General features: G+C 60.1%; 10 protein-coding genes. 7 read left to right on the top strand and 3 right to left on the bottom strand.

The window, feature by feature from the left end:
- Nucleotides 1-86 precede the first annotated feature (86 nt).
- On the top strand, nucleotides 87-722 hold the full coding sequence (locus tag K6R05_RS16465; protein ID WP_222924679.1) for an NAD-dependent epimerase/dehydratase family protein: 636 nt from the start codon (nucleotides 87-89) through the stop codon (nucleotides 720-722).
- On the opposite strand, the gene nrdG is transcribed toward K6R05_RS16465, so the two are convergent.
- Nucleotides 714-1,181 (bottom strand): anaerobic ribonucleoside-triphosphate reductase-activating protein, encoded by a 468-nt coding sequence (nrdG, locus tag K6R05_RS16460; protein ID WP_161731864.1) that lies wholly within the window; start codon nucleotides 1,179-1,181, stop codon nucleotides 714-716. The genes K6R05_RS16465 and nrdG overlap by 9 nt on opposite strands.
- Nucleotides 1,178-3,316: an anaerobic ribonucleoside-triphosphate reductase gene (gene nrdD / locus K6R05_RS16455; RefSeq protein WP_222924678.1), complete on the bottom strand. Its 2,139-nt coding sequence runs from the start codon at nucleotides 3,314-3,316 to the stop codon at nucleotides 1,178-1,180. The genes nrdG and nrdD overlap by 4 nt, the downstream gene beginning before the upstream one ends.
- Before the next feature lie 249 nt (nucleotides 3,317-3,565).
- Here nrdD and K6R05_RS16450 point away from each other — a divergent pair, with 249 nt between their 5' ends.
- Nucleotides 3,566-5,938, top strand: a complete 2,373-nt coding sequence (locus K6R05_RS16450; RefSeq protein WP_222924677.1) for a beta-N-acetylhexosaminidase — start codon at nucleotides 3,566-3,568, stop codon at nucleotides 5,936-5,938.
- A 33-nt stretch (nucleotides 5,939-5,971) separates the two neighbouring features.
- On the opposite strand, the gene galR is transcribed toward K6R05_RS16450, so the two are convergent.
- Entirely contained in the window at nucleotides 5,972-6,973 is a 1,002-nt protein-coding gene (galR, locus tag K6R05_RS16445; RefSeq protein ID WP_003851033.1) for an HTH-type transcriptional regulator GalR, read from the bottom strand.
- A 192-nt stretch (nucleotides 6,974-7,165) separates the two neighbouring features.
- Between galR and K6R05_RS16440 the strand changes: the two genes are divergently transcribed.
- The 5 genes from K6R05_RS16440 to K6R05_RS16420 all read left to right on the top strand — a co-directional run bounded on the left by K6R05_RS16440 (nucleotide 7,166) and on the right by K6R05_RS16420 (nucleotide 19,403).
- Nucleotides 7,166-9,439 (top strand): molybdopterin guanine dinucleotide-containing S/N-oxide reductase, encoded by a 2,274-nt coding sequence (locus tag K6R05_RS16440; RefSeq protein ID WP_222924676.1) that lies wholly within the window; start codon nucleotides 7,166-7,168, stop codon nucleotides 9,437-9,439.
- Nucleotides 9,440-9,718: 279 nt separating this feature from the next.
- Nucleotides 9,719-11,458: a penicillin-binding transpeptidase domain-containing protein gene (locus tag K6R05_RS16435; RefSeq protein ID WP_161731872.1), complete on the top strand. Its 1,740-nt coding sequence runs from the start codon at nucleotides 9,719-9,721 to the stop codon at nucleotides 11,456-11,458.
- A 420-nt stretch (nucleotides 11,459-11,878) separates the two neighbouring features.
- A complete protein-coding gene (locus tag K6R05_RS16430) occupies nucleotides 11,879-13,087 on the top strand; it encodes an efflux RND transporter periplasmic adaptor subunit (protein ID WP_222924675.1) in 1,209 nt (402 codons plus the stop codon).
- Nucleotides 13,084-16,305: an efflux RND transporter permease subunit gene (locus tag K6R05_RS16425; protein WP_222924674.1), complete on the top strand. Its 3,222-nt coding sequence runs from the start codon at nucleotides 13,084-13,086 to the stop codon at nucleotides 16,303-16,305. The genes K6R05_RS16430 and K6R05_RS16425 overlap by 4 nt, the downstream gene beginning before the upstream one ends.
- Nucleotides 16,302-19,403 carry an efflux RND transporter permease subunit gene (locus K6R05_RS16420; protein ID WP_222924673.1) on the top strand — a complete coding sequence of 1,034 codons (3,102 nt, stop codon included), beginning with the start codon at nucleotides 16,302-16,304 and terminating at the stop codon, nucleotides 19,401-19,403. Before K6R05_RS16425 ends, K6R05_RS16420 begins: the two co-directional genes overlap by 4 nt.
- Nucleotides 19,404-19,405 lie beyond the last annotated feature (2 nt).

Raw genomic sequence — 19,405 nt, 5'->3', positions numbered from 1 at the left:
TGGTCGCTGAGCGTGAGAACGCAAGCCTGCCCGTTAAGATCAGCTATCTTTTAAGCTGTCAGCAGTGAAATAAGGACGAATCTGAGATGAATCGCGTATTACTGACCGGTGCCACTGGCTTAGTCGGGTCGCATCTGCTGCGCTTACTGATTGAGGATCCCCGCATTGACGAAATCATCGCGCCCACCCGCCGGCCACTGCCTGCGATGCATAAAGTGGTGAATCCGGTAGAAGCCGATCTGACGGATGTGCTCGGGCCGCTGGAAAGTTCGCTGGATACGGTGTTCTGCTGCCTGGGAACGACGCGCAGGCAGGCGGGCAGCAAACAGGCATTCATCCACGTCGATTACACCCTGGTCGTGGACAGCGGATTATGCGGATTACGCCTGGGCGCGAAGCAGATGCTGGTCGTCAGCGCGCACGGTGCCAGCCGTTACTCACCGTTTTTGTACAATCGCGTCAAAGGCGAAATGGAGAATGCGTTGCGCCATCAGGGCTGGCCGCGCCTGACGCTGGTGCGACCTTCACTGCTGCTGGGGGATCGCGCGCAGAAACGTCAGGGCGAAAGCCTGGCGGGACCCCTGTTTTCGCTGCTGCCGGGCAACTGGCGGGCGGTTCACGCACGCGACGTGGCGCGTTGTCTGCATCAGCAGGCGTTCGCGCCGGGTGGTGAAAGCGTCAACATCATTGAGTCGGTCGACATCCCACGTCATTCAGCGTAACTGCCAGACGATCTGATTACGGCTGCCGCGCCATTGCAGCGTGGCATCTTTCTCCTCTTCGACAAAGCGGCCATCGATCAGCACGTCGAGATAGTCCAGCACGGCGCGCTGTGCCGCATTCAGCTCCTGCATCCGGTAGCCGGTCCAGAGCCAGATGTCTTTACCGGGGCATATCTGTCGCACCCGTTTCACCAGACGGCGAATGTGCGGCACGTTATGCGGATGAAGTGGATCGCCACCGCTCAGCGACAAGCCCTGGCGCGGAATGCGTGTGTCCTGCAGATCCGCCAGTAGTTGCTCCTCCATCGCCAGCGTAAAGGGCACGCCGGAATCAATACGCCAGGTGCTCTGGTTGTAGCAGCCGCGACACTGATGTTCGCAACCAGCAACAAACAGCGTGCAGCGGGTGCCGGGTCCATTCACGATATCCACATCATAGTAGCGATGGATGTGCATCATCCCAGCGGTCCTTCAGACAGATGCTTCACCCGACGCTGCACTTCCTGCTGTTTACCGGCATTAAAGGGCCGTGCATCCGGGCTGCCAAGATAGCCACAGACCCGCCGTGTAACAGAGACGCGCGCCGGATCGTGATTGCCACAGTTCGGACAGGTAAAGCCACGGCTGGTACAGGTGAACTCGCCGTTGAAGCCGCACTCGTAGCACTCATCAATCGGCGTATTGGTACCGTAATAGGGCACGCGGTCGTAGCTGTAATCCCAGACATCTTCCAGCGCTTTGAGATTGTGCTGCACATTCGGGTATTCGCCGTAACAGATGAATCCGCCATTCGCCAGCGGCGGATAGGGCGCTTCAAAGTCGATTTTGTCGTAAGGATTCACCTTCTTCTCAACGTCGAGATGGAAGCTGTTGGTGTAGTAGCCCTTGTCTGTGACGCCCGGCACCAGACCAAACTGCGCGGCATCAAGACGGCAGAAACGGTCACACAGATTCTCACTTGGCGTGCTGTAAAGGCTGAAGCCGTAGCCTGTTTCCGCTTTCCAGCAATCGGTGGCGGCGCGCATGTACGCAATGATCTCTACGCCTTTGGCGCGCAGCGCCGCATCATCGTAAGGATGCTGATGACCGCCGCTGAGCGCATTCAGGGTTTCATGCAGGCCGATATAGCCCAGCGACAGCGACGCACGACCATTACGGAAAATAGGTCCTACCTCATCATCGGCATTCAGCCGGACGCCGCAGGCCCCTTCCATATAGAGGATGGGCGCAACGCGCGCTTTGGTCTTCTCCAGCCGTGCCACACGCGTCATCAGCGCCCGCTTAGCCAGCAGCAGGCGGGCATCGAGCAGCGTCCAGAAACGCGCTTCATCACCGCCCGCTTCCAGTGCGATGCGTGGCAGGTTCAGGCTGATCACCCCGATATTGTTGCGACCCTCATGAATCTGCTCGCCGTTCTCTTCATAAACGCCAAGGAAACTACGGCAGCCCATTGGGGTTTTGAACGAGCCGGTGACTTTCACCACCTGGTCGTAATTGAGAATGTCGGGATACATCCGCTTGCTGGCACACTCCAGCGCCAGCTGCTTGATGTCGTAATTAACATCGCCCGCCCGGCGGTTGACGCCTTCACGAATGCTGAAGACCAGTTTAGGGAACACCGCGGTTTTGCGATTCTTGCCCAGCCCCGCCAGCCGGTTACGCAGAATCGACTGCTGGATCAGCCGTGCCGCCCAGTCAGTCCCCAGACCAAAACCAAAGGTGACAAACGGCGTCTGGCCGTTGGCGGTGTGCAGGGTATTCACCTCATACTCCAGCGACTGAAAGGCGTCATAGCACTCTTTATCTGTGCGCTGGCGCGCATACTGCTCTGCCTGCGGGATTTGCCACTGTTCGGCGATCGCCAGATGCCGGGTATAGCTCTGCTCAACAAACGGGGCCAGTACTTCATCAATGCGGTTAATGGTGGTGCCGCCGTAAATGTGGCTGGCGACCTGGGCGATAATCTGCGCCGTCACAGCAGTGGCGGTGGCGATCGATTTAGGTGGCTCGATCTCAGCATTGCCCATCTTAAAACCGTTGGTCAGCATGCCCTTCAGATCGATCAGCATGCAGTTGAACATCGGGAAGAAGGGGGAATAGTCGAGATCGTGATAGTGGATCTCGCCGCGCTCATGCGCCAGAACGATGTCGCGCGGCAGGATCTGCTGCTGTGCGTAGTGCTTTGCCACGATCCCGGCCAGCAGATCGCGCTGCGTCGGGATCACTTTGCTGTCTTTATTGGCATTTTCGTTCAGCAGCGCCGCGTTGGTCTGATCGACCAGACCGCGAATGGCGTGATGTAACTGGCTCTGACGATCGCGGGCGACATCGCGATCGTGGCGATACTCAATGTAGGCGCGCGCCAGTTGTGGATAAGGACCCGCCATCAGCGTCTCTTCTACCTCACACTGAATCTCGCGGATAGCCACTTCCGGACGATCGGCCAGCCGCAGGGCAACGCGCTCAGCGACCTGCGCGCACCAGGCCGCATCGTCGACATCTGCTGCCCGTGCCGCGGCCACAACAGCCTGCTCAATACGCTGCGCATCAAAGCCTGTCCGGCATCCATCGCGCTTGATTACCACCGTCGCCATTCCTCTCTCCGTTAACTACATATGGGGGTTGGGTGGATTCTATTCTCTACATGTAGTGATTGCTGTGAATTATTGCGCAAGGATTTGACCTGAAGCAAGGAAGACTCAACCCGGCAGAAAATTCCGACGAATGTAAAAAATCGGGTGATGGTTCAGGTTTCCTGCGGGATTCACTGGCGAATCGGCGTGCAGCAACTTTAATCAACGTTCTGCCCTGTCAAACCGTTGACGTTACAAGGATGCCCGCCAATGTGGTTACCCCGTACTCTGCTCCTGCTCGCTGTTTTTAGCCCGATCGTCATAGCCAATCCGCTGCCGCTAATGCCCTGGCCGCAACAGGTGGAGCAGCCCGCCAGTGGCGGTGCGCTTACCCTGACGCCGCAGTTGACGCTGCAAATCTCAGGCGATCATCTGGCGGGGGCCGAAGCACGCTGGCTGGCGCGCATCAGCGATCAGACCGGCTGGCCGCTATTGCCCGCCACGCAGCCGGTAGCTGCACCGACTATCCGCATCATGATTGCAAAGGCAGTCGATCCACTGCCGCTGCCCGACAGTGATGAGCGCTATCAGTTGCAGGTCAATGGCGATGGCGTGCGATTAACCGCACCCAACCGTTTTGGTGCGATGCGCGGCATGGAAACCCTGCTGCAGCTGATACAAAACGGTGAGCAGGGCACGACGATTCCTTACGTCACCATTCACGATCATCCGCGCTTTCCGTGGCGCGGTGTGCTGATCGACACGGCACGCCACTTTATGCCGGTAGAAACGCTTAAGCGTCAGATCGACGGCATCGCCGCCGCACGAATGAACGTCTTTCACTGGCATCTCACCGACGATCAGGGCTGGCGCTTCGCCTCCAGCCACTATCCCCAGCTGCAGCAGAAAGCCAGCGATGGCAACTATTACAGCCAGCAGCAGATGCGGGAAATCGTGAAATATGCCACCGACCGTGGGGTGCGTGTGGTGCCCGAGCTGGATATGCCAGGACATGCCTCCGCGCTGGCGGTGGCGATGCCGGAACTGATCAGCGCAGCGGGTCCCTTTCAGATGGAGCGCGGCTGGGGCGTCTTTAAACCGCTGCTTGATCCCGCTAATGAACAGGTTTATCAGGTGATCGATACGCTGGTGGGAGAGATGGCGGCGATCTTTCCCGATCCCTGGCTGCACATCGGCGGCGATGAAGTCGATCCCACGCAGTGGAAAAACTCACCCGTGATTCAGCAGTTTATGCGCGAGCACGATCTGAAAGACGCGCATGCGCTGCAGGCGTACTTCAATCAGCGGGTGGAGAAGATCCTCGAAGCCCATCAGCGTCAGATGGTGGGCTGGGATGAGATCGCTCATCCCGATCTGCCACGCAGCATTCTGATCCAGTCCTGGCAGGGCCAGGATGCGCTGAGTGCGCTGGCAAAAGAAAATTATCGCGGCATCCTCTCCACCGGTTTCTACCTCGATCAGCCCCAGCCTGCCAGCTATCACTATCGCAACGAGGTCACGCCACGCGGGCTGAACGGTCAGGACCGTCTGCGGCCCGACGACCAGGCGCAGAGCTGGTCATTCACGATGCCACGGCTGAAAGGCAGCCCGGTGAAGGGCAGCTTTACGCTGATTCAGGGCGCGCAGGGCTGGCGCGGTTTTATCGACTTCGACGGCAAAGCCCGGCGGATGATCAGCGACATCAACTGGCTCTCGACGCAACAGGTGCAGTTCACGGTGGATAGCTGGATGGGGCCGTTCCAGCCGGTGGTCACGCTGCAACAGCAGTCTCTCAAAGGCTATGTGCGGGTAGGCAACGTACGTTATCCCGCCAGCGGTCAGCGTCTGATGCAGCCGCCTGCGGGCATCGCACCCGTGCTGCCCACGCCAGAACAGGTACAGCAAAATCTGCTGGGTGGCGAGGCGGCGCTGTGGGCTGAAAACATCAACAGCCAGATCATTGATACTAAACTGTGGCCGCGCGCCTTTGTGGTGGCCGAGCGGTTATGGTCGGCAGAAAACGTCACGAACATGGATTCGATGTATTCACGGCTGGCGGCGATGGATCGCTGGAGCACGGTGTCCGTGGGAACGCTGCAACATGCGCAGACGGAGCAGCAGATGATGCGGCTGGCCAGCGGACACGATATCGCCCCGCTGCGAGTGCTGGCCGAAGTACTGGAACCGGCGCAGTATTACACGCGTCAGCACCTGAAGTTTCAGGCGGGGCATTACAACTATCAGGAGCCATTAAACCGGCTGGCCGATGTGCTGCCCGCAGAGAGTGAGGCAGTGCGCCAGCTGGAGCAACAGGTCGCCGTATTAATCGCCAATCGTAATAATCCGGCTGCCGCCTCCGCAGTGCGCGCGCCGCTGCAGCGCTGGCAGGCCAACACGACTGCGGTGATGCCGATCGTCAACGGCAGCGCGACGCTGAAGCCGCTGGCACACAGCGTGCAGCAGGTTGAGGTGCTGAGCGCCATGGGCCTCGCGCTGGTGAATGCTTACGTCCGTAATCAGGCGTTTGGTGCCAGTGAAGTGGCGGAGATGCAGGCGACACTGGATGCCGCCGCAGAGGTGCAGGATGAAACGGTGATAGCGCTGGTCAGGCCGCTGGAGACGCTGCTGCACGCCTTTCAGTAAGTACTGTGGCCGGCTGAACCGGCCTCCGTTGCGTCAGGCCGGGCCGCTGACCGAATGACGGCGCACCAGCGTCGGGCTGAACATGTGAGTCACTTCCGGCAGCGGCAGATCGTTGGCCAGCGCCAGGGCCAGCTGAGCGGCCTGCTGCGCCATCGTGACAATCGGATAGCGGACCGTCGTAAGGCGTGGTCGCACATAGCGCGACACCAGCACATCATCGAAGCCGATCAGCGACATCTCTTCCGGCACGCGGACGCCGTTATCGCTCAGCACCGCCAGCGCGCCCGCCGCCATCGAGTCGTTGTAGCAGGCGACGGCGGTGAAATTTCTGCCGCGTCCCAGCAGTTCTGTCATCGCCTGCTCACCGCCCACTTCGTCCGGTTCGCCCCAGGTCACCAGCCGATCGCTGCACGGCAGACCGTGCTCTTTCAGCGCATCATAGTAACCCTGCAGGCGATCTTCGGCATCGGAGATGGTGTGGGTCGAGCAGATAAAGGCGATATTCTGATGGCCGAGCTGGATCAGATGACGGGTTGCCAGCCAGGCGCCGTAGCGATCGTCGAGTGCAATACAGCGCTTTTCAAAGCCTTTGATCAGGCGGTTCAGCAGCACCATACCCGGCACCTGCTTCATCAGCACTTCCAGTTCTGCGTCGGGAATTTTCTTGGCGTGCACCACCAGCGCCGCGCAGCGGTGACGCATCAGCTGTTCAATCGCCTGCCGCTCTTTTTGCTCATTATGGTAACCGTTACCAATCAGCAAAAAGTTACCGGTGTCGCCTGCCACCTCATCCACGGCTTTCACCATTGCGCCAAAAAAGGGATCGGAGACGTCACCGACAATCAGGCCGAGCGTTTCGGTCGATTGCTGCGCCAGCGCGCGTGCGTTGGCATTCGGGTGATACTGAAGCTGCTCCATCGCCTGGCCTACGGCCTGTCGGGAGCTGTCGCTGGCTTTGGGAGAATTATTGATTACACGGGAGACTGTGGCGACAGAAACGCCCGCCAGTCGCGCAACATCCTTTATGGTAGCCATGCGTTGACCTGCTTTGGGGAAAACGTTTACACATCGCATCAGTGTTACGGAAAAGGGCGGACACATCAACCCGACAGAATGCCAGCGTCGTCGCAAAAAGGGGCAAAAACGACCGCTGCTGCACATCTTCTGCTGAGACGTTGCCCCATGTTATGCTCAGTTCCCCACCTGGCTACCGTGAAAAAAACAACGATGAAAACCAAAGTGCCACATCTGGCGCACTGGGGCGCGTTTACCGCCGTCACTGAAAACGATCGTCTGATTGGCTGCGAACCTTTCTTCGCTGATGCCGATCCGTCACCGATGATCCACACCATTCCTGAGCTGGTCTACTCAGACAAACGCATTCGCCAGCCGATGGTGCGTCGCTCGTGGCTGAAGTCACGCGAAAAGAGCGACCGCACGCTGCGTGGCCGGGAAGATTTTGTCGCCGTCGACTGGGAAACCGCGCTGGACCTGGTGGCGGAAGAGAATCGCCGCGTCCGCGAACGCTATGGTGCGTCGGGCATTTTCAACGGCTCCTACGGCTGGTCATCGGCCGGTCGCGTCAATCACGCCCGCACGCTGGTGCGTCGTTTCTACTTTCAGGGCGGCGGCGGCGTCGATCAGCAGGGTAACTACAGCTGGGGCGCGGCGCAGTTCTTCCTGCCCTATGTGATCGGCACCTATATGCCGCTGACCGGGCGCGTCACCGAGTGGCCGCAGGTAGTGGAACATGCCGAAATTTTTGTCGCCTTTGGCGGGCTGGCGCTGAAAAACGCCCAGGTCGCCTCAGGTGGCGCAGGGCAGCACAGCCTGAAACCGGCGCTGATGCAGCTGGCGGCCAAAGGCACGCCGGTCATCAACATCAGCCCGATGCGCGATGACTGCCCGGAATTTGTGAACGCCGAGTGGATCCCGATTCGCCCCAATACCGACGTGGTACTGATGCTGGCGCTGGGGCATGAGATCACCCAGCACGGCGCGGTTGACGAGGCGTTTCTCGCCAGCCACTGCACCGGCTGGCCGCAGCTGCGCGCCTATCTGCTGGGCGAAACCGACGGCGTAGCGAAAACCGCTGGCTGGGCCAGCCGTATCACCGGCATCCCGGCTGATCGCATCGTGCAGCTGGCGCAGCAACTGACCGGCAAGCGCAGCTTTATTACCTGCTCCTATTCCGTGCAGCGCGCCCATCGCGGCGAGCAGCCTTACTGGATGATGATTGCGCTCTCCTCAATGCTCGGTCAGCCTGGCCTGCCGGGCGCGGGGTTCTCTTTCGGTCATGGTTCAATGAACAGCGTCGGCAATCCCCGTCAGGAGGGGCCTGCCCCGATGATGAGCACCGGCCCCAATCCGTCAGGGTTGTCGATTCCGGTGGCGCGCATCAGCGATATGCTGCTCAATCCCGGCCAGCCATATAGCTTCCAGGGCGAAACGCTGCACTATCCCGATATCCACATGGTGCACTGGGCGGGCGGCAATCCTTTCCACCATCATCAGCAGCTGAACCGGCTGGTGGAGGGCTGGCAACGGCCCGATACGGTGGTGGTGCAGGATATCGTCTGGACGCCAGCGGCGCAGATGGCGGACATCGTGCTGCCTGCGACGACCACGCTGGAGCGTAATGACATCGGCGGCTCCTCACGTGACCGCTTTGTGCTGGCCATGCATCAGGCGATTAAGCCGCAGCATCAGGCGCGCAACGACTTCGATATTTTTGCCGACTTAGCAGAGCGACTCGGCTATCGCGACACCTTTACCGAAGGGCGCAATGAGATGCAGTGGATTGCGCATCTTTATCAGCAGTGTGCGACCGCGCATCAGCGCAAAGGCATCGATTTCCCGGCGTTTGATGAATTCTGGCAGCGCGGCTTTGTGGAAATTCCGGAAGGCGGCAAGCCTTATCAGTTTATGGAGGATTTCCGTGCCGATCCGCAGGCCAATCCAATCAAAACCGCCAGCGGCAAAATCGAGCTGTTCAGTCAGACCATTGCGGACTACCAACTGGACGACTTCGCCGGTCATCCGGAGTGGCGTGAACCACAGGAGTGGCTTGGTTCCCCAGTCAGCCGCGACTATCCGCTGCACATGATCTCCATTCAGCCTTCCGACCGGTTACACAGCCAGCTGGATGCCACCGACACGGTGCAGGACAATAAAACGGCCGGACATGAAACGCTTTACATGCATCCAGTGGATGCAGCTGCGCGCGGACTGGTGGAGGGCGATGAGATTGAGGTGAGCAACGCACGTGGTGTGATGCTGGCGGGTGTGCAGATCACCGAGGGCGTGACGCAGGGCGTGGTGATTATCGCTACCGGTGCGTGGTTTGACCCTGGCTTTGGCAGGGCGTGGCAGCCTTTTGATCGCGCCGGTAACCCCAACGTGCTGACGCTCGATATTGGTACGTCGTCGCTGACGCAGGGGCCAAACGCCATGAGTTGCCTGGTGGAAATCAAAAAACATCAGGATTGCACAATAGCGTAAGGTTCTCATGGCTGGTTACATTTTGCGGGTAACTGTTGCGTTTAGGCGATGGCAGCCGATCAATTCCCTTTGCTACATTCAGGGTCCCAGAGGTATTGATGGGTGAACATCAATAGATTTTCTTGATTACACCAACCTGCGCAGATGCGCAGGTTTTTTTTTGCCAAAAATCCGTTGCCAATAACGAACTGATACACAGTTTTCCTGTTATACGGCCAGCGCTTTCTTTATAACTGCTGGCACCAGCCCCTTTCTCTTTATTTTGCGCAGCGGAATGCCATGCCCCGGATTAAAAAACTACTGGGAAAAGACCAGATAAAAGCGCCATTCAACCCTTTTCGTTTTCGACTGATCTGTCTGGGTGTCACAACCTGTCTGGTGGTGCTGCTGGCGCGCGTCGCGGACCTGCAGTTCCTGAATCAGCCGATGCTGGAGCACGAAGCGGATCAGCGATCGCTGCGAACCGTCACGCTGCCCACCAGTCGCGGCACCCTGCTGGATCGTAACGGCGAAGCGCTGGCGCTCAGCGTGCCATCGCGCGATGTGATTGCCGATCCACTGCGCGTGCTGGAGAGCAACCCTGATTTTACCAGTGCCAAATGGGCCTATCTTGCGGCCGCGCTCAACACCCGTCCCGAAGAGCTGGCGGCGCAGATCACCGCCAACCCGAAACGTCGTTTCCTCTATCTGGGACGTAAAGTCGAACTGGGCATCGCCAAAGACATTAAAGAGCTGAAGCTGAAAGGCATCAGTGAAGTTTATGACGACAGCCGTTTCTATCCGATGAGCGAAGCCTCTGCGCCGCTGATCGGTATCGTTGGCGCGGATAATGTCGGCCTGAACGGGCTGGAAAAAGGCTTCGATAAAGTCTTGCAGGGCGAGCCGGGCAAAGAGGTCTATCGTCAGGATGCGGCGGGCAATATCATCGCGATGATCAACTACCAGCCGCCGACGCAGCCGCCCACGGTGCAGCTCAGCATCGACAAATATGACCAGTACACGCTCTACAGCAAACTGCGCGACGGCGTACTGATCAACAAAGCGGACTCGGGTGCGGCCGTGCTGGTGAAAATCGACACCGGCGAGATTCTGGCGATGGCCTCCTATCCGTCGTTCAACCCCAACAACTATGAAGGGGCCACCCCGGCGCAGATGCGTAACTCGGCCATCAATGACAGCTACGAACCGGGATCGACCGTTAAGCCGTTAGTCGTAATGGAAGCGCTGGAGCGCCATCTGGTGCGTCCGGACTCGGTGATCGACACCACGCCTTACAGCGTTAACGGCCACCTGATCCGCGACGTCGGCCACTGGCCGCGCCTGACCATGACCGGCATTCTGCAAAAATCGAGCGACATCGGCGTCTCTCATCTGGCGCTGGCGATGCCCGCGGAGGCGCTGGTGAATACCTATCATGCGTTTGGCCTGGGCAAACCGACCGGATTAGGGCTGACCGGCGAAAGCGTCGGCTACTTCCCGCTGCACCGCGCCCGCTGGGCGGATATCGAGCGGGCTACCTTCTCCTTTGGCTATGGTCTGCGCGTCACGCCGCTGCAGATTGCCCGCGAATACGCCACGCTCGGCTCTTATGGCGTTTACCGTCCGCTGTCGATCACCCGCGTCACGCCGCCGGTCATGGGACGCCAGGTCGCCAATCCGGAAACGGTGAAAGAGGTGGTGCATATGCTGGAGAGCGACGTCCTGCCGGGCGGAACCGGACTGAAAGCTGCGGTACCGGGCTACCGTCTGGCAACCAAAACCGGTACGGCGGAAAAGATGGGTACCAGCGGCAAGTATGATGGCGGCTACGTCAACTACACCGCCGGTATTGCGCCCGCCAGTCATCCTGAAGTGGCGCTGGTGGTGATGATCAACCATCCGACGGCGGGCGATCACTTCGGTGGTTCGGTTGCTGCGCCGGTGTTCGGCAATATCATGGGGCCGGTACTGAAACACATGAACGTTGCACCGGATGCCATCTACACTAAACCCACGGCCAGCCCTTCGGATAAATCTTAGTTAAATCAGAGTGTAAGCGAGGCGTGAGGAATATTCACACCTCGTTGCACTTCCCCGAATTCGGTTGCGTTTTCCCGCTGTCTCCGCGCGGTCAATCAGTGCGAGGATAGCAGTCCCAGAGGTATTAATGGGTGTGAAAACAACACTGCTTCGGCAGTGAGACCCTGTTATTACACCGACCCACGCAGATGCGTGGGTTTTTTTTGTCTGCTTGCCTGAGCCTGCCGTTACCGCTGTAAAAACTCCCGCTAAATCAACATCGTTCTTAACGAAACCCTGACAGTTTGCCAATAGAAAGGCGCGTCGCCTTTCACTGATAATGGCCGCCGTGAAGCCTGGCGGTTTTTTGCTCGCTGCCGCTCACTGCCGCATTCCGCACGTTCCGGGATTTCTTTTTCTGCTTATCTGAAGAGTTCGACGATGACTCACCTTTCTCGCCCCGCGCGTTCCTTTGGGCTTAAATGGCTGCTTCTGTTGCTGGTGGCGGCGATTGTCGCGGGCGTTATCTGGCGTCTGCTCTCTTCGGGGCACGGGCCGGGTGAGGGAATGCCGCCGGGCAGACCGGATTCGCCTGGCATGATGGGCGGCAGTGCAACGCTGGTTCACAGCGGGGTTGCCAGCACGGCGGATGTGCCGGTGTGGCTGAATGCGCTCGGCACGGTGATCCCCAACGCCAGCGTGACGGTGACCAGCCGCGTTGACGGCCAGCTGGAGCAGCTTTTCTTTACTGAGGGGCAAAAAGTCAGTGCCGGTCAACTGCTGGCGCAGATCGATCCGCGCAGCTATCAGGCGACGCTGAACCAGTATCAGGCTGAACTCAGCGAGAACCAGGCGCTGCTGAAAAGTGCCGAGCTGACGCTGGCGCGCTACCGCAAACTGGCGGCGCAGGATGCGCTGGCGCGCCAGGATCTGGACACGCAGATTGCCACCGTCGGGCAGTATCGCGGTGCCGTCGCCGCCGATCAGGCGCAGATCGCCAGTGCAAAGCTGAGCATTGAATATGCCCGGATCACCGCCCCGATCAGCGGGCGCGTCGGCCTGCGTCAGGTCGATCCCGGCAACATGGTGCAGAGCTCCAGCAGCACCGGTCTGGTGACCATCACGCAGATGCAGCCCGCCGCCGTGACCTTTAGCGTGCCACAAAGCGACATCCCCGCGCTGGTCAGCGTGCTGCATCAGGGGCAGAGCCTGCCCGCCACGCTGTTTGATCAGGACAACCAGCATCCGCTCGCCAGCGGCGAAGTGAAGTTCATCAGCAACCAGATCGACACCGCCACCGGCACCGTGGCGCTGAAAGCGGTGTTTGCCAACCAGGATGAGTCGCTGTTTGCTAACCAGTTTGTGAATCTGCGGCTGCAGACCCGGGTGCTGAAAGGCGCGACGGTGATCCCGGCGCAGGCGCTGCAGCTGAGCAGCGACGGCAGCTTTGTCTTTGTGATCAACAAAGATCATACCGTCACGCGTAAAGCGGTCACCACCGGCCCGGCGTTCGGCGACGATCAGCAGGCGATCCTCAGCGGCGTTGCACCGGGCGATCGGCTGGTAACGGAAGGGATCGATCGTCTGACCAGCGGCAGCAAAGTCACGCTGGCAGATGAGACGCCCGCTGCCGGTGCTGTGTCGAAATGAACCCGTCTCGCCTGTTTATTCTGCGTCCTGTCGCCACCATCCTGCTGATGGCCGGCGTGCTGATCTCCGGGATTTTTGCCTGGAAATTCCTGTCGACCTCGGCGCTGCCGCAGGTCGACTATCCGACCATTCAGGTCACCACGCTCTATCCGGGCGCCAGCCCGGATGTGATGGCGTCGTCGGTCACCTCACCGCTGGAGCGCCAGTTGGGGCAGATGGCGGGGCTGAGCCAGATGAGCTCCACCAGCGCCAGCGGCTCGTCGATCATAACCCTGAAGTTCAGCCTCGATCTGTCGCTGGATGTCGCCGAGCAGGAGGTGCAGGCGGCGATCAATGCGGCAAATAACCTGCTGCCCGACGATCTGCCTAATCCGCCGACCTACAAAAAGGTCAATCCGGCGGACAGCGCGGTGGTGACGCTGGCGGCCAGCTCCGGCACGCTGCCGCTGACCGAGGTGCAGGATCTGGTTAACACCCAGGTGGCGCTGAAGCTGTCGCAGATCTCCGGCGTCGGCATGGTGACGCTGGCGGGCGGGCATCAGCCGGCGATTCGGGTGCAGATGAATCCTCTGGCGCTGGCGGCGCATCACCTGACGCTGGAGGCGGTAAATACGCTGATTGGCAACAGCAACGTCAATGGCGCCAAAGGCGGCTTTGACGGTAAATATCATTCGGTGACCATCGACGCCAACGACCAGCTGCGCACCGCAACCGAGTACGGCAACCTGATCCTCAGCTATGAGAATGGCGCGGCGCTGCGCCTGAAAGCTATCGCCCACATCGAACAGGGCCCGGAGAACAGCTTCCAGTCCGCATGGGCCAATAACCAGCCCGCGATTGTCATCAGCGTGCAGCGTCAGCCCGGCGCAAACGTGATTCAGGTGGTGGACAACATCAAGGCGCAGCTTCCTGCACTGCAGGCGGCGCTGCCGGACGGGGTGAAGATGACGATTCTCTCCGACCGCACCCAGACCATTCGCGCCTCAATCAGCGACGTGCAGTTTGAGCTGATGCTGTCGATTGCGCTGGTGGTGATGGTAACCTTTCTGTTCCTGCGCAACGTGGCCGCCACGCTGATCCCGAGTGTGGCGGTGCCGCTGTCGCTGGTTGGCACCTTTGGCGTGATGTATCTGGCGGGCTTCAGCCTGAATAACCTGTCGCTGATGGCGCTGACCATCGCCACCGGTTTTGTTATCGATGACGCTATCGTGGTGGTGGAGAACATTTCCCGGCGGCTGGAGCAGGGCGAGACACCGATGGAGGCGGCGCTGAAAGGCTCCCGGCAGATTGGCTTCACCATTATCTCGCTGACCTTTTCGCTGATTGCGGTGCTGATTCCGCTGCTGTTTATGGGCGATGTGGTCGGGCGACTCTTCCGGGAGTTCGCGATTACGCTGGCGGTGGCGATCCTGGTGTCGATGGGGGTGTCGCTGACGCTGACCCCGATGCTGTGCGCGTATCTGCTGCGGCACATTCCGCCAGAGCAGCAGTCAACCTTTGCCCGCAAGGGCGGCGAGATGTTCGACCGGCTGGTGCGCGGCTATGACCGGCTGCTGACCGTGGTGCTGAACCATCAGAAACTGACGCTGCTGGTGGCGCTGGCAACCTTCGGACTGACGGCGCTGCTCTACATGATGGTGCCGAAAGGCTTCTTCCCGACCCAGGATACCGGGCTGATTCAGGGCATTACCGTCGCCTCCCAGGATGTCTCGTTTAAAACAATGGCGACGCGGCAGCAGGCGCTCTCTGCGCTGATCCTGAAAAACCCGGCGGTGGAGAGCGTCTCATCGACCATCGGCATCGACGGCACTAACAGCAGCCTCAACAGCGGACGGCTGCAGATCAACCTCAAGCCCTCTGGCGCCCGCGATCTCAGCGCCAGCGAGGTGATCAGCCAGCTGAACCAGGCGACCAGCGATGTGCCGGGTATCCGGCTCTATCTGCAACCGGCGCAGGATCTCACCGTCAACGACCAAGTGTCGCCGAGTCAGTATCAGTTCACCCTTGACGACGCCGACAGTGAAAATCTGGTCCGCACGTCGCCGAAACTGGTGGCAGCGTTGCAGCAGCGGCCCGAGTTTAATGGCGTGGTGAGTAACCTGCAGGATCAGGGGCGCGTCTCTTACGTGGAGCTGAACCGGGACAAAGCGGCGCGCTTTGGCATTACCGCATCGGACGTGGACACCGCGCTCTATAACGCCTTTGGTCAGCGGCTGGTCTCGACGATTTTTACCCAGTCGAATCAGTATCGGGTGGTGCTGGAAGTGGCGCCGGCCTTCCGGCAGGGTCCGGCGTCGTTTGATGATGTCTGGCTGCAATCGTCCGGCAGCAGCAGTTCGGCGTCATCATCCACCAGCACGACTTCATCAGCGTCAACGTCTTCGTCAACATCTTCGTCTTCATCGACGTCCACTTCAGCCTCTGACACCCGCTCTGCCAGCAGCGGCATGGTCAAACTTACCTCTATCGCCACTATCCACCAGCGCACCGGTTCGCTGATGCACATGCGGCTGAATCAGTTCCCGGCGGTGATGATCTCCTTCAACCTGAATCCAGGCTACTCGCTGGAGGATGGACAGCGGGCAATTGCCGACGTGCGGCAGCAGCTGCAGCTGCCGGAGAGCACCACGCTGCGCTATCAGGGCGAAACGTCGGCATTCCAGAGCGCCACCGGCAACACGCTGTGGCTGATTCTGGCGGCGCTGATCACCATGTATGTGGTGCTCGGCATTCTCTACGAAAGCTTTATCCATCCGGTCACGATTCTCTCTACGCTGCCGTCGGCGGCGGTGGGTGCGCTGCTGACGCTGTTGCTGGCGGGCACGGAGTTCAGCCTGATTGCGCTGATTGGCGTCATCCTGCTGATCGGCATCGTGAAAAAGAACGCCATTATGATGATCGACTTCGCGCTGGAGGCGGAACATCAGCAGCACCTCAGCGCACGTGAGGCGATTCATCAGGCCTGCCTGCTGCGCTTCCGCCCGATTCTGATGACGACGATGGCGGCACTGCTCGGCGCGCTGCCGCTGATGCTCGCCTCCGGCTCGGGTGCCGAGCTGCGACAGCCGCTGGGGCTGGTAATTGTCGGCGGGCTGATTGTCAGCCAGGTGCTGACGCTCTTCTCCACGCCGGTCATCTACCTCTGGTTTGACGGGCTGGCGCAGCGCGGCAGTGCCTGGGTGAAACGCCGTCAGCAGCAGGCGCGGAGCGGGCAATGAATCTGACCCGGCTGTTTATCTTTCGTCCGGTGGCGACGCTGCTGCTGACGCTGGCGATCCTGCTGCCCGGCGCGCTGGGTTACCGGCTGCTGCCGGTGGCACCGCTGCCGCAGGTCGATTTTCCGACCATCATGGTCAGCGCCAGCCTGGCGGGGGCCAGCCCGGAGACCATGGCGGCTACCGTCGCGACCCCGCTGGAGCGTTCGCTCGGGCAGATTGCCGGTATCAGTGAGATGACTTCCAGCAGTTCGCAGGGCTCCAGCAGTATTATCCTGCAGTTTGAGCTGGACCGCGATATCAACGGCGCGGCGCGCGACGTGCAGGCGGCGATTAACGCGGCGCGCAGCCTGCTGCCCAGCGCAATGGCCTCGCTGCCGACTTATCGCAAAGCCAACCCGTCAGATGCGCCGATTGTGATGCTGGCGCTGACCTCTGCTACCCGCACGCCCGGCGAGCTTTACGATCTGGCGGAGAGCAAAATCGAACAGGCGATGGGGCAGGTACAGGGCGTCGGCGAAGTGTCGCTGATGGGCAGCGCCTTACCCGCGGTGCGGATTGATCTGCAGCCGCTGAAGCTGACCCACTACGGCATCTCGCTGGAGACGGTGCGTGCCGCCGTCGCCGACAGCACCACCAATCTGCCCAAAGGGATCTTACAGGGCAGTGACCAGTCGTGGCTGGTGGACAGCAACGGCCAGCTGGATAAGGCCGCCAGCTACCGTGATCTGATCATCACCTGGCAGCAGGGCAAGGCGGTGCGGCTGAGCGACGTCGCCACGGTCTATGACTCGGTTGAAGATCGCTATCAGGCGGGATTCCTCAATGCCACGCCTGCGGTGATGATCGGCATTAAACGTCAGGCGGGCGCTAACATGCTGGAAACCATCGACGCAATAAAAGCGCAGTTGCCGCTGCTGGAAAAGAGCCTGCCTGCTGACAGCCAGCTGAAGGTGGTAGTTGACCGCTCACCGGGCGTGCGCGCCTCGCTGTATGACACCGAAGAGACGCTGCTGATCGCGGTGCTGCTGGTCATCGCGGTGGTGTTTATTTTCCTGCGCAATCTGCAGGCGGTGATCATTCCGGCACTGGCGCTGCCGGTGTCGCTGATCGGGACCTGTGCGGTGATGTACCTGCTGGGTTACAGCCTGGATAATCTGTCGCTGATGGCGCTGATTATCTCCACCGGCTTTGTGGTGGATGATGCGATTGTGGTGCTGGAAAACATCACCCGTCACATTGAGCGCGGGCTGAGTCCGCTGCGGGCGGCGCTGCGTGGGGCGCAGGAGGTGAGTTTCACTGTGCTGTCGATGACCGTATCGCTGATCGCGGTGTTCATCCCGATTCTGTTGATGGGCAGCATTGTCGGGCGGCTGTTCCGCGAATTTGCTGTCACACTCACCGTGTCGCTGCTGATCTCGCTGTTTGTCTCGCTCAGCCTGACGCCGATGCTTTGCGCACGCCTGCTGAAACCGAAGCCGCCCGTGAGCAAGCGGCCGCATCCGCTTTATCAGTTTATTGAAAACCAGCTAAATCGCCTGCTGGCCGCCTACGGGCGCGGGCTGGCCTGGGTGATGCGCCATCAGAAACTGACCATGCTCAGTCTGCTGCTGACCGTGCTGCTGAATGTTTTTCTGTTCACCGTGGTGCAGAAGGGCTTTTTCCCGAATCAGGACACCGGGCTGCTGATGGGCGCGCTGCGTGCCGATCAGAACATTTCGTTTCAGGCGATGAGGCCGAAAATGCTGATGTTCACGAAGATCATTCAGGAAGACCCGGCGGTCGATAGCGTAATGTCGTCGATGGGCAGCGGGATGTTTGGCTCCCGCAACAGCGCCAACTTCTTTGTGCGACTTAAAGATTTTGACCAGCGCGATGCCACGGCTACCGAAGTCGCCAACCGGCTGACGCGTAAAACCAGCCACATCGCCGGGGCGCAGATGTTCCTGATGGCGGCGCAGGATCTGCACATTGGCGGACGCAGCGCTAACGCCACGTATCAGTACAGCCTGCAGGCAGACGATCTTGATCTGCTGCGGATCTGGACGCCGAAAGTGCAGGCGGCGCTGGCGGCGATCCCCGGGCTCAACAGCGTAGACTCCGACTCGCAGACCGGCGGGCAGGAGGTGGCGCTGACCATCGACCGCGACCGCGCGACCCGGCTGGGCGTCAATGTGAAGATGCTCGATACGCTGCTGAACAATGCGTTCAGCCAGCGGCAGATCGCCACGCTCTATCACACTCTGAATCAGTATCATGTGGTGATGTCGCTGCAGGACAGCGACACCGCGAATCCGGAGACGCTTCAGCAGCTCTATGTGATTAACGACAGCGGTGACCGCGTGCCGCTTTCCGCCTTTGCCCGCTTCAGCGGCGGCAATGCACCGCTGTCGGTGGCGCATCAGGGCCAGTCCGCGACCAGTACCGTAGCATTCAACCTCAATGAGGGCGTTTCGCTGGAGCAGGCGCAGTTGCTGATTAAACAGGCGATGGCGAAGCTGGGCCTGCCGTCGACCCTTCATGCCGGTTTTGCCGGTACTGCCGCCGCCTTTTCCCAGCTGACCGCCACCATGCCGTGGCTGATTCTGGCGGCGCTGGCGGCGGTCTATCTCGTGCTCGGCGTGCTCTACGAGAGCTACATCCATCCGCTGACCATTCTCTCGACGCTGCCGTCTGCGGGCGTCGGCGCGCTGTTACTGCTGCTGCTGACCAACACGCAGCTCACGGTGATCGCGCTGATTGGCATCATCCTGCTGATTGGTATCGTGAAAAAGAACGCCATCATGATGATCGATTTTGCCATCGACGCGGAGCGGCGGCAGTGTATGTCGCCGCAGCAGGCGATTACCCAGGCGTGCCTGATGCGCTTCCGGCCGATCATGATGACTACGCTGGCCGCCTTTTTCGGCGCGTTGCCGCTGGCGCTGGGCAGCGGCGGGGATGCCGATCTGCGCAGTCCGCTGGGGATCGCTATCGCGGGCGGACTGGCGCTCAGCCAGCTGCTGACACTGTTTACCACACCGGTTGTTTATCTTTGGCTCGACCGTCTGGGCCGTGCCACTCAACGTCAATGGCGTCGTCTGCGCCCTACGGAATCCTGATC

Source organism: Pantoea alfalfae (assembly GCF_019880205.1).
GTDB lineage: Bacteria > Pseudomonadota > Gammaproteobacteria > Enterobacterales > Enterobacteriaceae > Pantoea > Pantoea alfalfae.
This window is presented reverse-complemented; position numbering and strand designations above follow the sequence as displayed.